The sequence below is a fragment of the Achromobacter veterisilvae genome, from assembly GCF_037619525.1.
Classification (GTDB): domain Bacteria; phylum Pseudomonadota; class Gammaproteobacteria; order Burkholderiales; family Burkholderiaceae_B; genus Achromobacter; species Achromobacter veterisilvae.
In genome coordinates, this window is the sequence record NZ_CP148753.1 from 1,628,404 (window position 1) to 1,642,904 (window position 14,501).

Annotated in this window: 13 protein-coding genes; 10 read left to right on the forward strand and 3 right to left on the reverse strand. The window is 68.7% G+C overall.

Going from position 1 to position 14,501, the window contains the following annotated elements; genetic code table 11:
- Positions 1-3: 3 nt before the first annotated feature.
- A complete protein-coding gene (locus WHX56_RS07555; RefSeq protein ID WP_287751941.1) occupies positions 4-777 on the reverse strand; it encodes an SDR family oxidoreductase in 774 nt (257 codons plus the stop codon).
- A 152-nt stretch (positions 778-929) separates the two neighbouring features.
- On the opposite strand from WHX56_RS07555, the gene WHX56_RS07560 reads away from it, so the two are divergent.
- The 7 genes from WHX56_RS07560 to WHX56_RS07590 all read left to right on the forward strand — a co-directional run bounded on the left by WHX56_RS07560 (position 930) and on the right by WHX56_RS07590 (position 8,770).
- Positions 930-1,835, forward strand: coding sequence for a LysR family transcriptional regulator (locus WHX56_RS07560; RefSeq protein WP_338880897.1), 906 nt, complete (start codon positions 930-932; stop codon positions 1,833-1,835).
- A 109-nt stretch (positions 1,836-1,944) separates the two neighbouring features.
- On the forward strand, positions 1,945-2,448 hold the full coding sequence (locus tag WHX56_RS07565; protein ID WP_338880898.1) for a sigma-70 family RNA polymerase sigma factor: 504 nt from the start codon (positions 1,945-1,947) through the stop codon (positions 2,446-2,448).
- A gap of 39 nt (positions 2,449-2,487) precedes the next feature.
- Positions 2,488-3,534, forward strand: a complete 1,047-nt coding sequence (locus WHX56_RS07570) for a FecR domain-containing protein (protein ID WP_338880899.1) — start codon at positions 2,488-2,490, stop codon at positions 3,532-3,534.
- Positions 3,535-3,687: 153 nt separating this feature from the next.
- Positions 3,688-6,129 (forward strand): TonB-dependent siderophore receptor, encoded by a 2,442-nt coding sequence (locus WHX56_RS07575; protein WP_338880900.1) that lies wholly within the window; start codon positions 3,688-3,690, stop codon positions 6,127-6,129.
- Between the two features lie 25 nt (positions 6,130-6,154).
- Positions 6,155-6,883, forward strand: coding sequence for a DUF4198 domain-containing protein (locus WHX56_RS07580; RefSeq protein WP_338880901.1), 729 nt, complete (start codon positions 6,155-6,157; stop codon positions 6,881-6,883).
- Between the two features lie 12 nt (positions 6,884-6,895).
- Positions 6,896-7,165 carry a DUF3649 domain-containing protein gene (locus WHX56_RS07585; RefSeq protein ID WP_129241556.1) on the forward strand — a complete coding sequence of 90 codons (270 nt, stop codon included), beginning with the start codon at positions 6,896-6,898 and terminating at the stop codon, positions 7,163-7,165.
- Positions 7,166-7,177: 12 nt separating this feature from the next.
- Positions 7,178-8,770 carry a PepSY-associated TM helix domain-containing protein gene (locus tag WHX56_RS07590; protein ID WP_338880902.1) on the forward strand — a complete coding sequence of 531 codons (1,593 nt, stop codon included), beginning with the start codon at positions 7,178-7,180 and terminating at the stop codon, positions 8,768-8,770.
- Here WHX56_RS07590 and WHX56_RS07595 read toward each other — a convergent pair.
- Positions 8,765-10,183 (reverse strand): amidase, encoded by a 1,419-nt coding sequence (locus WHX56_RS07595; RefSeq protein ID WP_338880903.1) that lies wholly within the window; start codon positions 10,181-10,183, stop codon positions 8,765-8,767. The genes WHX56_RS07590 and WHX56_RS07595 overlap by 6 nt on opposite strands.
- A 69-nt stretch (positions 10,184-10,252) precedes the next feature.
- Positions 10,253-11,485 carry an amino acid ABC transporter substrate-binding protein gene (locus WHX56_RS07600; RefSeq protein WP_129241559.1) on the reverse strand — a complete coding sequence of 411 codons (1,233 nt, stop codon included), beginning with the start codon at positions 11,483-11,485 and terminating at the stop codon, positions 10,253-10,255.
- A gap of 119 nt (positions 11,486-11,604) precedes the next feature.
- Here WHX56_RS07600 and WHX56_RS07605 point away from each other — a divergent pair, with 119 nt between their 5' ends.
- The 3 genes from WHX56_RS07605 to WHX56_RS07615 all read left to right on the forward strand — a co-directional run bounded on the left by WHX56_RS07605 (position 11,605) and on the right by WHX56_RS07615 (position 14,500).
- On the forward strand, positions 11,605-12,528 hold the full coding sequence (locus WHX56_RS07605) for a LysR family transcriptional regulator (RefSeq protein WP_287751454.1): 924 nt from the start codon (positions 11,605-11,607) through the stop codon (positions 12,526-12,528).
- A gap of 88 nt (positions 12,529-12,616) precedes the next feature.
- Positions 12,617-13,609, forward strand: coding sequence for a branched-chain amino acid ABC transporter permease (locus tag WHX56_RS07610; RefSeq protein ID WP_129241561.1), 993 nt, complete (start codon positions 12,617-12,619; stop codon positions 13,607-13,609).
- Between the two features lie 9 nt (positions 13,610-13,618).
- Positions 13,619-14,500 carry a branched-chain amino acid ABC transporter permease gene (locus WHX56_RS07615; protein ID WP_287751456.1) on the forward strand — a complete coding sequence of 294 codons (882 nt, stop codon included), beginning with the start codon at positions 13,619-13,621 and terminating at the stop codon, positions 14,498-14,500.
- Position 14,501: the final 1 nt, after the last annotated feature.

A 14,501-nucleotide genomic window follows, 5' to 3' on the forward strand; every position in this document is an offset into this window, starting at 1 on the left:
GGCCTATTTGGTGGTGTAGCCGCCGTTGATCAGCATCGTCTGGCCCGTGATCCACCAGCCGTCCGACACCAGGAAGCGGATGAAGGGCACCACGTCCTCGATGTCGGTCAGCCCGGTCTTCGAGAACGGCGACAGGGCGGCCGCGGTCTTGTGGTACGCCACGGCATCGGCGCCTTCGGCCGGATAGAAGAAGGGCGTGTCCATGGGGCCGGGGCCCACCGCCGTCACCGAAATGCCGCGGGCGCCGAATTCCTTGGAGGCCGCGCGCGTGTAGTGTTCGACCGGCGCCTTGGTGCCGGCGTAGGCGGCGTAAAAGGGCGTATAGGCGCCCAGCAGCGAGGTCACCAGCGTGCAGATCTTGCCGTCGTCGTTGACGTGCCGGCCGGCTTCGCGCAGGAAGAAGAAGGCGGACTTGGCGTTCACGGCCGCCATCTCGTCGTACTCCGCCTCGGTGATTTCGGTGAAGGGCTTTTTCAGCACCTTGCCGACGGTGTTGATCGCGATGTCCGGCCTGCCCACCGCGGCCACGGCGTCGGCGAAAAGCCGCTCCATCGCGCCCGCCGTGCTCAGGTCGGCCTGGAGCGCCACCGCCTGCGCGCCCGCGGCCTGCACGGCCGCCACCGTGGCTTGCGCGTCTTCCCGGGAGCCGGGGCTGTTGTAGTGGATTGCCACCGCCTTGGCGCCTTGCTGCGCGAGATCCCGCGCGATCAGGCCGCCCAGGTTTTTCGCGCCGCCCGCGATGATGACCGTTTTGCCTTTGATGCCATGGTCCGCCATGTCCGTCTCCGCTGTCCGGCCCGCCCGATGCAAGCCCTCTGCGGACGATGATATATTCCAGAAAATCAGGATAAAACCGATAATCCTGGTATATCTATCCAGAAATAACGAACAATAAAATGCGCGGCCCAGCCCGCGCCGGAGAGCCGCCCATGGATCGCATCGACCTGTTCCGGGTCTACGCCCGCGTCGTCGAGTGCGCGAATTTTTCCCGCGCCGCGGACACGCTGGCGCTGCCGCGCTCGACGGTGTCCGCCGCCGTCCAGGAGCTTGAGGGGCGGCTGGGCGCGAGGCTGCTGAACCGCACCACGCGCCAGGTCGCGCCCACGCAGGAAGGCGCGGCGTTCTATGAGCGCTGCCTGCGCCTGATCGCCGACATGGAAGAGGCCGAGAATCTCTTCCGCCACGCCGCGGGCGGGCCCAGCGGCACCTTGCGCGTCGACGTGCCGGGGCGCGTGGGCCGCCTGATCGTCGCGCCGGCGCTGCCGGATTTCCTGGAGGCGTATCCGCAGATCGACATCGCGCTCGGCGTCACCGACCGCGCCGTCAATCTGATCGAGGAAGGGGTGGACTGCGTGCTGCGGGTGGGCGCCTTGCCGGACTCCGGCCTGGTGGCGCGGCCCATCGGCATGTTGCCGCTGATAAACGTCGCCAGCCCGTCCTATCTGGCCCGCCACGGCGTGCCGGCAGCGCCGGCGGACCTGGCGCGGCACAACTGCGTGAACTATGCCTCGCCCACTACCGGACGGCCGGCGCCCTGGGAATGGCAGGAAGGCGGCGCGACGCGCAGCCAGCCGCTGCGCGGCCGCGTCACGGTCAATAGCGCGGAGGCCTACATCGCATGCTGCGTGGCCGGGCTGGGCCTGATCCAGATCCCGGCCTACGACGTGCAGGCGCAGATCGCCGCCGGAGAACTGGTGGAAGTCATGCCTGACCATCGGCCCGGGCCCATGCCCATGACCTTGCTCTATCCGCAGCGGCGGCCGCCTTCGCACCGCGTGCGGGTGTTCGCCGACTGGCTGGAAGCGCTGCTGAAGCCGGCCTGCGGGCTGCGCTGAGCCCGCGCCGGCCGGGACGGCCTTGAGGTTTGGCCATCCATCGCTTAACATCGCAAATGGTTCTTATTTATATTTAGCATATGCGTCCGCAATGCCGGGGTGGTGGGCAGTGACTGAGCAATCCTCTTCTTCGATCGTCGAAACGCTGTACTCCGACCATCATGGATGGCTGCAGGGGTGGCTGCGCCGCAAGCTGGGCAATGCTTCCGAGGCCGCGGACCTGGCGCACGACACCTTCGTGCGGATCCTGGGCAGGCGCCAGCGCGACGCCATCCAGGAACCGCGGGCCTATCTCGCGACCATCGCCAACGGACTGGTCGTGAGCCATTGGCGGCGCCGGACGCTGGAGCAGGCGTGGCTCGACGCGCTGAGCGCGCAGCCCGAGCCGCTGGCGCCGTCGCCCGAAGAGCGCGCGCTCATTCTCGAAACGCTGGAAGAGATCGCTCGCCTGATCGACGGATTGCCCGATCGCGTCCGAGAGATATTCCTGTATTCGCAAATCGAGGGCTACACCTATCCGCAGATCGCGGAGAAGCTCGCGCTCAGCGTGAACGTCGTGCAGAAGGCGATGACGCGCGCCGTGGCGCACTGCTACAAGGCGCTCTATGCATAGGGCCGCGGGCGGCTGCGCGCCCTGCGCGCTTGCGGCGCCGTGAGCGCCACCTCCCTTCGGCCGCGGGACGGATCGCCCGCGGCCGAGCCTCCCGTTCCCGAAGACGCGGTGGACGCCGCCATCCAGTGGTATGTGCTGCTGGCGTCCGGCACGGCGACCGCGCAGGACCACGCGGCGTTCGCGCGCTGGCGCGCGGAAAGTCCCGCGCATGCCGCGGCGTGGTCGCGGTTCGAGGTCATGGGAGGCCGGCTGCGGGGCGGCGCGGCGCGCCTGGCGCCGGCGGCAACGCACGCCGCCTTGACGAAAGCCGCCTCCACCTCCGGCCGGCGGCGCGCGCTCAAGACGCTGGCATGGGCCGGCCTGGGAGGCTCGGCGTTCTATCTCGCGCAAGCGCAGTTGCCCTGGCGCGGCCAGCTTGCCGGCGCGCTGGCCGACCTGCGCACCGGCACGGGCGAACGCCGCAGCCTGGTCCTGGAAGACGGAACGCACCTGCAATTGAACACCGCGACGGCGGTCGACCTGCGGTTCAGCGGCAGCGAGCGGCGCATCGTGCTGCGCGAAGGGGAGATCCTGGTCGCCACCGCGGCCGATGCCCTGGGCCGTCCGCTGGTGGTCGAGAGCCCGGCGGGCACGCTCGTGCCGCTGGGCACGCGCTTCACCGTGCGCCATGTCGCCGACGAGGCGGATTGCAGTCCGACACGGCTGGCGGTCATCGAGGGCGCCGTCCGCATCTACGCGGATGGCCGGCCCGACGGCGAGACCGCGCTGGTGATGGCGGGACAGCAGGCGCGGTTCACGCGCAAGCGCATCCACGCGCCCGTTCCGCTGGACGAGGCCGGCCATAGCTGGGTCGACGGCACGTTCAGCGCCGAGGGCATGCGGCTGGCGGATTTGCTGGCCGACCTGGGCCGCTACCGGCCGGGAAGGCTGCGTTGCGCGCCCGGCGTGGCGGACCTCCGCATCACCGGCGCCTGGCCGCTGGACGGCCCGGACGCCACGGACCGCATTCTGGACGCGCTGGAGCGCAGGCTGCCGGTGCGCGTCAGCCGCTATACGCGCTATTGGGTCACTGTCGGGCCGCGATGAGCGGCAATGCCGAGCCTAAACATTCAGTAACAAAATAAGCGGCAGGTTTTGCGGTCTGCTGCGGCCTCCTCTGTAGAAGCCGCGCCTGACTGCGCCTCGTACGGGATGTTCCGCGGTGCTTCTGACCATCAACAAGCATCAAGGAATCCGTATATGGCTCTGGGTCACGCCTCGCCGCCGCCTCTCGTTCCGTTCGTGCCCGTCCTGCTGTCCGCCGTCATGGGCCTCGCGGGCATCGCCACGCCCGCGCCCGTCCGGGCGCAGGACACGGAGACCTCGGCGGAAGCGCTGCGGCGTTTCGACATTCCGGCCGGCACGCTCGACCAGGCGCTGAGCCGCTACGGGCGCCAGGCCGGGGTGTCGATTTCCGTCAACGCCAGCCTGACCGCGGGCCTGCGCAGCGCCGGCCTGAGCGGCAGCCACACCGCGGCCGAGGCGCTGGACCTGCTGCTGGCGGGAACGGGCCTGCAGGCCGAGCGCGAGGGGCGGGGCGAATACACGCTGCGCCGCATACCGGATGCGCCGCGATCGGAAGGAGGCGTCGCCGCGCTGCCGGCCATCACCGTGACGGGCCGCGCAGCGGGCGAGCTGCCGCCGGCCTACGCCGGCGGCCAGGTGGCCACCGGCGGGCGCGTGGGGCTGCTGGGCGAGAAGGACTTCATGGAAACGCCTTTCAGCACCATCGTCTACACCGAAGACTACATCCAGGACATCCAGGCCCAGGACGTCTACCGCGTGATCGGCCTGACCGACCCCGCCGTCTATCTCAACGGCAGCACCGGGATGATCACCGAATACTTCAACCTGCGCGGCTTCGGCGTTTCGGCGAACGACATCGCCTACAACGGGCTCTACGGCATGATTCCGTACTACCGCGCGACGGCCGAACTGGCCGAGCGCATCGAAGTCCTCAAAGGGCCTTCCGCCCTGTTGAACGGCATGCCGCCGGGCGGCTCGGTCGGAGGCAGCATCAACGTCGTGCCCAAGCGGGCCGGCGACAAGCCGCTGGCGCGCGTCACCGGCACCTATGCGTCGGATTCGCAATTCGGCGTGCACGTGGACGTGGGGCAGCGTTTCGGCGACGAGAAGCTGTTCGGCATCCGCTTCAACGGCGTCTACCGCGACGGCGATACCGGCGTCGACGACCAGTCGAAGCGCACCAAGCTTGCCGCGCTGGGCCTGGACTGGAGAACCCGGCGCGTCAGGCTGTCCGCCGATTTCTACACCAGCGAAGACCACCTGAACGGCCTGAACCGCGGCGTCTCCCTTGCGCCCGGCGTGGGCGTGCCCAAGCCGCCCAGGCCCGACACTCTGCTGGCCCCCGACTGGACCTTCACCAATACCAAGGACGACGCCATCATGCTGCGCGGCGAGGTGGACATCGCCGACAACCTCACCGCCTACGCCGCCTGGGGGAACAGCGAAACCGATTTCCAGTCGCTGGCGTCCTCGACCAACACGATCTTCAACGACCGCGGCGACTACCGCAACAACTTCTCTTTCCAGCGCATCCAGATCGCCAAGAACTCCGCGGAAATCGGCACGCGGGCGCGTTTCAGGACGCTGGGCGTGGGCCACGAACTGGCCCTGACCGGCACCTACTATCAGCACGACTACAAATTCGGCTTCCAGCGCAACATGCTTGCGAAGGACTGGATCACCAACATCTATGACCCGGTCTGGGGCCCGGGCGTGGACACCAGCTTCCGGCATGCCACGCTGCCCAAGACGGCCGAACTGCGCACCACCAGCTACGGTATCGCCGACACCCTGTCGTTCGCCGGCGACCGCGTCCTGTTCACCGCGGGCGTGCGGCGCCAGAACGTGGTCAGCGACACTTTCGATCCCGCGACCGGCGAGCGGACCGCGCGCTACGATGCCGGCGCCAACACGCCCGCGTTCGCGCTGCTCGTCAAGGCCACGGACCGGCTCTCGCTCTACGGCAACTACATCGAAGGCCTGAGCCAGGGCGCGACCGCGCCCGTCACCGCGGTCAACGCGGGCCAGGTCTTCCCGCCCTACAAGACCAAGCAGCGCGAAGTCGGCGTCAAGGTCGACCTGGGCAGCTTCGCCGGCACCGTCAGCGCATTCCAGATCGAGCGGCCCAGCGCCTATACGGATCCGTTCACCAACGTGTATTCCTTCGGCGGAGAGCAGCGCAACCGGGGGCTGGAATTCGGTTTCTTCGGGGAGGTCACGCCCGACCTGCGGCTGCTGGGCGGCATTTCCTATACGCAGGCCAAGCTGACCAAAACGGCCGGGGGCGTCAACCAGGGGCGCACGGCCACCGGCGTGCCCGCGTGGCAGGGCAAGCTGGGCGTGGAGTGGGACGTGCCCGTGCTGCAGGGCCTGACGCTCACCGGCAACGTCGTCTCGATGTCCAAGCAATACGTGAGCGCCGACAACGCGCTGTCGGTGCCGGGGCGCACCGTCTACGACGTCGGCGCGCGGTATCGCGCGACGGTCGCCGACCATCCGGTCACGCTGCGGGCCAACGTGCTGAACCTCACCAACAAGGCGTACTGGGCCGGCGGCCTCGGCAACGGCCTGGGCGCGCCGCGCACGTTCCTTCTGTCCGCCAGCGTCGAATTCTGATCCTTTCCCCTGTCTGGAGACTTGAATGAAGAAAATCCTCACCCTGATCGCCGCCACCCTCGGCCTGGCCGCGACGGCCCAGGCGCACCAGGCCTGGCTGGAACAGGCCGACGGCAAGGCCGCGGTGCTGCGCTTCGGCGAGTTCGCGGAGAACCTGCGCGAAACCTCTCCCGGCCTGCTGGACCATTTCGGCAAACCGGCGGCAACCCTGATCTCGGCCAAGGGCGAATCGCCGCTGACCGTCACCAAGGCCGCCAACGGCTTCGTGCTGTCCGCCGGCGCGGGCCAGGGCCAGAGCATCGCCGTCGAGGATGCTGTCTTCCCGCTGCGCACCTTCAAGCAGGGCGACAAGGAAATCACCAGTTGGGTCTGGCCGGCGGCCCGCTATGTCACCGGCTTCGCCGCTCAGCAACCGAAGCTCGCCCTGGACGTGGTCCCGACGGGCGCGGCCGGGGAATTCCAGGTCCTGCTGAAGGGCCAGCCGCTGCCGAAGGCCAAGGTCGCCGTCGCCGTGCAGTCCGGCTGGGGCAAGGAAGCGCATTCCGACGAGCAGGGCAAGGTCCGCTTCGACCTGCCGTGGAAGGGGCAGTACGTCATCGAGGCCAGCCACATCGACCGCAATCCCGGCGAACGCGCGGGCGCCTCCGGCGCCGAGAAGTACGACGGCATCAACTACGTGACCACGCTGAGCTTCGTCAAGGCCGACGGCGCGGCCCCGTTCCCCGCGGGCCCGGCCGCCGCGCCCGCCAAGTAAGAGGCCGCGCGCGTGACCGGCCGCCGCCCGATTCCCTTTCCCCTGGTCTCCCGGATCGCGGCGGCCCTGTTCGGCGGGTACGCCCTCGCGGCGCTGGCCTCCGTCGCCGCGCTGGCGCTGCCGCTGGCGCGCACCGAAGCCGTCTTCACCGGCATGATGGCGAGCTTCCTCTTGTACGCGGGCGCGGTGGTGTGGGTGTTCGCGGTGCGCTCGGCGCGGCGCGCGTGGACGGGGCTGGCGGTGGCGGCGATCCCGCTGCTCGCGGCGGCCTGGCTTGCCTGAGGGCGCTTCGCGATGAGTTCCTCACGCCCGGCCGCGGGCAAGGCGCGCGGCATCCGCCAGACCATGTCCGACCTGCACATCTGGACCGGCCTGCTCGCCGGCTGGATCCTCTACGCCATGTTCCTCACCGGCACGGTGAGCTACTTCCGCGACGAGCTGTCGGCCTGGATGCGGCCCGAGCTGCCCGCCGCGCAGCAGCGGCTGGACCCGGCCGAGGTCGCGCAGCGGATGGTCGACGCCATGGGCGAACGGCATGCGCCCGGCTCGGCGCAGTGGAGCATCGCCCTGCCCACCGCCCGCAATCCCGCGGTGCCGGCGTTCTGGCGGGGCGGGCCGCGCTTCAAGAACGGCGTCTTCGACGCCGCCACCGGCAACGAGCTGTCGGCGCGGGACACCCGGGCCGGCGATTTCTTCTATACCTTCCATTTCAATCTGCACTACATCCCGACGATGGCGGGGCGATGGATCGTCGGCCTGTGCGCCATGTTCATGCTGGTGGCGATCGTCAGCGGCGTGATCACGCACAAGAAGATCTTCGCGGACTTCTTCACCTTCCGCCGGGGCAAGGGCCAGCGCTCGTGGCTGGATGCGCACGTGGCCCTGTCGGTGCTGGGCCTGCCGTTCCATTTCATGATCACCTACAGCGGGCTGGTGATGCTGATGCTGCTCTATATGCCCTGGGGGGCGGACGCGGCCTTCAAGACGCCGCCCGCGCGCCAGGCGCTTTTCGCGCAGATGAGCGCCCTGGTGCCGGCCGGGCCGCCCGCCGGAGCCCGTGCGCCGCTGGCTTCCGTCGCAGACATGCTGAGGCAGGCCGAAGCGCGCTGGGGGAAGGACCAGGTGGGCCGCGTGACGGTCAACAATCCGGGCGATGCGGCGGCGCGGGTGGTGATGGTGCGGGGCGAGGACGGGCGCGTGTCGGTCAGCCCGCGCTATCTGGTGTTCGACGGCACGAACGGGCGGCTGCTCCAAAGCCACGACGAAGTCGGCCCGGCGGCGGAGACGCGGGGCGTGCTCTACGCGCTGCACCTGGGGCGGTTCGGCGACACGCTGGTCCGGTGGCTCTACTTCCTCGTGAGCCTGGCGGGCACGGCCATGGTGGGAACCGGCCTGGTGCTCTGGACGGTCAAGCGCAGGGCGAAACTGCCGGACCCGGACCGGCCGTATTTCGGTTTCCGCCTGGTGGAGCGGCTCAACATCGCGGCGATCGCCGGACTGTCCGTCGCCATGGCCGCGTTCCTGTGGGGCAACCGGCTGTTGCCGCGCGGCGTGCCCGCCAGGGCGGACTGGGAGATCCACCTGTTCTTCATCACCTGGGCGCTGGCGGCCGCCTACACCGCGGCGCGGCCGCCCAAGCGCGCCTGGGTGGAGTTGCTGTGGCTCGCGTGCGCCCTGCTGGCGCTGCTGCCCGCGCTGAATGCCCTCGTCACGCCGCGGGGCCTGTGGCGCAGCCTCGCGCAAGGGGACTGGGTCTACGCGGGCATGGATCTGGCGCTGTGGGCGCTGGCCGCGCTGCACGCGGCGTTGGCCCTGCGCACCGCCCGCCACAAGCCGAAAGGCTCGCCGAGAGCCAAGCCGGCGAGGGCGGGCGCCGCCGCGCTATAGGCCTGCGGCCGCCAGGTCCGGCCGCCGCAGGTGCCAGTCGGTCGCCGCCTGGAACGCCATGCCGATGCGGCCCAGCGCGCCTTCCCCGTTGGGCTTGCCCAGCAGTTGCACACCGATGGGCAGGCCGTCGGCGGTGAATCCGGCGGGCAGGGCCAGGCCGGAGGCATTGACGTAATTGCCGGGCCGGGTGAAGGCCGCCAGCGGCGTGGCGGCTTCGTCCACTTCTTCCAGCGGGCAGGCGGCGAAGGGCAGGCAGGGCGCCAGGACGGCGTCGATATCGCGCATCCAGTCTTGCCAGGCCGCGCAGGCCTGGGCGTGGGCCTGCAACGCCCGGATGTAATCCGCGGCGCCCACGCCCTTGCCGGACACCACGCGGGAACGCACGTAGCGGCCGATGGGCAGGCTGTCGTCCTCGATGTAGTCGCGGTGCTGCGCATAGGCCTCGGCCGCGATGATCAGGCCGTTGCGCAGCATCATGTCGTGGAAGTCGAAGGGGAAGGGCGCTTCCGCCAGTTCCGCGCCCAGGCCCGCCAGCACGCGCCGCGCGTCGTCCAGCGCGCTTTGCACCGCCGCGTCGACCGCGATGGGATACTGCGCCGCCGGCATGATGGCGATGCGCATGCCGCGCAGCGGCCTCGCGCCGGCGTGCGGTTCGAGGAAGCGGAACGGGGGCACGCCCCGCGTCACGGCATCCAGCGGGTCGGGCCCGGACAGGGCCTGCGTCAGCAGCAGCGCATCGCGCGTGTCGCGCGTGAGCGGCCCGATGGAATCCAGCGTATGCGACAGCGCCACCGAGCCGTGCAGGCTGATGAGGCCGCGCGTGGTCTTCAGGCCCGTGATGCCGTTCAGCGCGGCGGGAATGCGCACCGAGCCGCCGGTGTCGGAGCCCAGCGCGGCGGGCGCCAGGCCCGCAGCGACCGCCACGCCGGAGCCGCTGGACGAGCCGCCGGGAATGCGGGCGCGGACTAGGTCCCAGGGGTTGCGCGGCGTTCCCATCACGGGGTTCGTGCCCCAGCCGCCGAAGGCGAACTCCACCATGTGCGTCTTGCCCAGCACCACCATGCCGGCGTCCAGCAGCCGGGTCACGGCCGTGGCGGTGACTTCGCTGCGGCGCTGCCGCCAGGCTTGCGAGCCGGCCGTGGTGACCTGCCCCTGGATGTCGCACAGGTCCTTGACCGCCACGGGCAGGCCGTCCAGCGGGCCGAGCAGGCCGTAGCCCGCGCGGCGGCGCGCGTCGGCGGCTTCGGCCAGTTTCAGCGCGCCTTCGCGGTCGACGCTGACGTAGGCGGCCAGCGCGGGGTTGGCCCGGTCGATGCGGTCCAGGTAGTGCCGCGCCAGTTCCACCGAACTGTAGCGGCCGCCGGCCAGGCCTTGCGCCAGTTCGCCCAGCGTGGCAAATGCAATGTCAGACATGTTTTCCTCAGTCGATGTACAAGCGGCACGGACTGCCGTGCCGCCTGCTGTGGGATCCTCAGCGCGGGTTTAGCGCTTGTTCCAGTCGGGGGTTGGGTACACCGGCTTCTGCGTGGCCACGTCCTCGGGCCAGACGGGCACCATGCCCTTGCCGGGCAGGAGCTGCACGACGGGGAAGGGCATCAGGAGCTGCTTGCCCGTGTCGTCGATGGCGTACGGGCCGGCCATGACGGTGAGCTTGCCGGACAGGTCCAGGGACGCTTTCTTGAGCGCGGCCGCGTCGGTGTTGCCGGCCTTCTTCACGATCTCTTCGGTCAGCGCGCCCGCGCCGTAGGCCAGCGCCGTCTGGAAATCGGGCGGGAACTCGGCCTTGGGGAACTGGCGGTCGTAGGCGGCGGCGAACTGCTCGCGCGTCATGCCGGCGTTGACCTTCCAGTTGATCGCGGGATGGTAGTTGGTGTGGCTGTAGATGTAGTTCGCGTCCGCGCCGATGGCCTGGAACTGGGGCGTCGACGCATACACCATGAAGACGTACGGGAAGTTGATGTCCAACTGCTTCATCTGGCGCGTCATGCTGATCAGGTCACCCTCGTACGAGGTCGGCACCAGCGCTTCGGCGCCGGCCGCGCGCGCCTTCTGCAGGATGGTGCTGAAGTCCTTCTGGCCCTTCGGATACTTTTCGAATAGCACCACCTGCATGCCGTTCTTGGCGGCCTGTTCGCGTCCGCCTTCGGCCAGGCCCGCGGGGAACGGTTCGTCCGAATACAGCAGCGCCACCTTCTTCACTCCCTGTCTGGCGGCCAGTTCCATGTTGGCGCGCAGCATGGCCGACACCGGCATCTGCGTGCCGGAGACCATGTTCTTGAAGCCCTGCTTGTACAGGTCGTCGCTGGCGGCGGACCAGACCATCATGTACTTGCCCAGCCGTTCCGTCACGGTCGCGGCGGCGGCCGTCAGCGTGGAGCCGAAGGGCGCGAACACCAGATCCACTTTTTCATCGACAATCAGGCGTTCGTAAACACGGGTCACCATCTGCTTGTCGCTGCGGTCGTCCAGCTTGACCAGTTCGACCGGGTACTTCTTGCCGTTGACTTCGATGCCGCCGCGGCGGTTGACGTCGTCCACCCACAGCTCCACGCCGCGCACGCCCGACTGCGACGCCAGGGCGAAGCTGCCGGTGGACGAAACGGTCATGCCGACCCGGATCTTGTCCGAGGTCTGGGCGGCGCCGATGGATGGCGTCAGGGCGGCCATGGCCAAGGCCAGGGCCGGTAAGCGGAACAGCCAGGATTTCGCGAACATGGGTTGTCTCCTATCGTTTTTGGATGTGGGCCTTTCCTCCCGCGGCGCTTGAGTGCCAGGCCCGGTATTGGGCAATAATTGCCCAATACGCGAGAAAGCGTATAACAAATAGGCATGGAGTGCACGCCTTGAATAAATTGAACTACCGACAGACCGAAATGCTCTGGGCCATCGTGATGGCCGGATCGATCAGCGGCGCCGCCCGCCTGCTGAATATTTCGCAGCCCGCGGTCAGCCGGATGCTGGCGCAGACCGAGAAGTCCATGGGGCTGACGCTGTTCGAGCGGGTTCGCGGACGGCTCAGGCCCACGCCGCAAGTGCACAGCCTGTTTGAGGAAATCGAAAAAACCCAGCGCATGATGCAGCGCGTCAACGACCTGGCCGACGCGTTGTCGGAGCACGGCACGGGGGTGCTGCGGCTGGCCTCCATTCCGAGTCTGGCGCAGTTCCTGGTGCCGCGCGCGGTGGCGCGTTTCCAGCAGCGCCATCCGGAACTGCTGTTGCGGCTGAACACCAGCGCGCTGCCCAGCCTGATCACCGAGGTGCTGCAGGGCGAGGCGGAGCTTGGCCTGGTGGTCATGCAGGCGGATCATCCCTTCCTGACGTCCGAGCCGCTGCACGTGGGCCGGATGGTGGCGGCGATCCCGAAATCCCACCCACTGGCGCAGCGGGCCGAGGTCAGCCTGGCCGATCTGTCCCCGCATCCGCACATCGTGGTGGGCACGCGCATGCCCTTCGGCATGCTGGTGCTGGGGGCGTTCGAACAGGCCGGGCTGCCCTGCAGGATGTGCGCCGACGTGCCCTGGAGCCAACTGGCGTGCGCGCTGGTCAACGCCGGCGTGGGGATCGCCATCGTGGACGAATTCACCGTCATGCAGAACACCATGCCCGACGTCGCGATCGTGCCGCTGGCCGAGCGCATTCCTCTGAACATCTCGGCCGTCTACGCCCGCGGGCGGGAGCCTTCGCAGATCGCCCTTCAGTTCATCAAAGAACTGCGCCAGGTGCTGGCGGAAGCGTTTCCAGGACCAATTCAGGGTTAATACTTAACCTGAAGTTATGGATTTATCGGTCATAATCGCCTCCAAATAAAGCGGCCATCCAGCCCGGACAGGCCCGGAGGAAGACACCATGAGCAGCAGTCCCGCCCTGGCGGCGGGCGCGGCGTCGCATCGCGCGCAGGATCAGCGCGCGGTGCGATTGCGCACCCGCATCGCAATGACCGTCTTTGTCGCGCTGACGGCCGTCCTGGCCGCGATTCCCCTGGCGACCTCGAACATCTCGTTCGCGTTCTACCTGATGCTGTGGATCACCATGGCCAGCGCCATGAACATCTGCGTGGGCTTCACGGGCTACCTGCCGTTCGGCTACGTGGTGTTCTACGGCGTGGGCGCCTACGCCACCGGCATCTGCTACAAGATCCTGGGTTGGCCGATCCTGCCCTCGCTGCTGGCCGCGGGCGGCGTGGGAGTGGCCATCGCGCTGCTGCTGGCGCCCACGCTGCGCCTGCGCGGGGTGTACTTCGGCATCGTGAGCCTGGCGCTGGCCACCATCGTCAAGCTGGTCATTTCCAACCTGCCCCAGTCCTTTACCGGCGGCAGCATGGGCATCATCCTGTCCAACGCCAACAATCCGGCGCACAGCTACTACGCCATGCTGATCGTGATGGGCGCCACGCTGGCCACGGTCACCTGGCTGTCGGTATCGCGCCTGGGCCGCGCCCTGAAGGCGATCCGCGACGACGACGGCGCCGCCGCCTGCGTCGGCATCCACGTTCCCAATACCCGGCTGAAGGCATGGCTGCTGGCGGCGCTGTTCCCGGCGCTGGCCGGCGGCATCGAGGCCTGGTACACCAACGTGGTCGATCCGGAATACGCCTTCCACGTGCTGATCACCGCCAAGAGCATCATCTACGCCATGGCGGGCGGCTTCGGCACCATCCTCGGGCCGGTCGCGGGCACCCTGGCGCTCCTGGGCATCGACCACGTGATCTGGCAGAGATTCCCGGTGGTGAACCTGCTGCTGCTGGGCCTGATCATCGTGCTGCTGATGCTGTTCCTGCCGCGCGGCATCGTCGGCAGCCTGATCAAGCGCAAGCCGCAACTGCGCCGCTACATCGCCTGAGGAGCCGCCATGACCGGACTGATTATCCAGGGCCTGATCAACGGCCTCATCCTGGGCGCCATCTACGGCCTGATCGGCGTGGGGCTGAACGTGGTGTTCGGCGTGCTGCGCGTGGTGAACTTCGCGCACGGCGAATTCCTGGTACTGGGCGCCTACTTCGCGTTCTACCTGCTGGAATATGCCGGCATCAACCCGCTGCTGGCGCTGCCGCTGGCCTTCGCGGCCTTCTTCCTGGCGGGCTACCTGCTGTACTTCGTGCTGATTCCGCGGCTGAACAAGGCCGACGATCCCGAAATCAGTTCGCTCTTGCTGATGTTCGGGGTGTCCATCATGCTGGGCGCGCTGATGCTGCTGGCCTTCGACGCCGACGCGCGTTCGCTGCCGTACGAGATCGAGCCGGTGTTCCTGAAGTTCGGCCCCGTCCTGATTCCCACCGTGCGGCTGCTGGCGCTGGTCATCGCGCTCGCCATCATCGGCGGGCTGACGCTGTTCCTGTACCGCAGCCAGTTGGGCAAGGCGCTGCGCGCCATCATCATGAACCGCGACGCGGTGCGCATCGTGGGCATCAACGCCGAGCGCCTGTCGGCGGTGGCGTTCGGCCTGGGCGTCGGGCTGGCGGCGGCCAGCGGCGTGCTGGTCGCGATGGTGTTCCCGGCGTTCTCGCCCTTCATGGGCAACGACTACACCCTGATCGGCTTTATCGTCATCGTGCTGGGCGGGCTGGGCCATCCGGTGGGGGCGCTGGTCGGGGCGCTGCTGTACGGCGTCACCGAACAGGTGTCGGTGGTGTTCTTCAACCCGTCCATCGCCACCATCTGCGGTTTCGCGCTGATGGTCGGGATGATCTTCGTCAAGCCCAGCGGCCTGTTCGGCCGCCAGGCGCTGCGCTGAC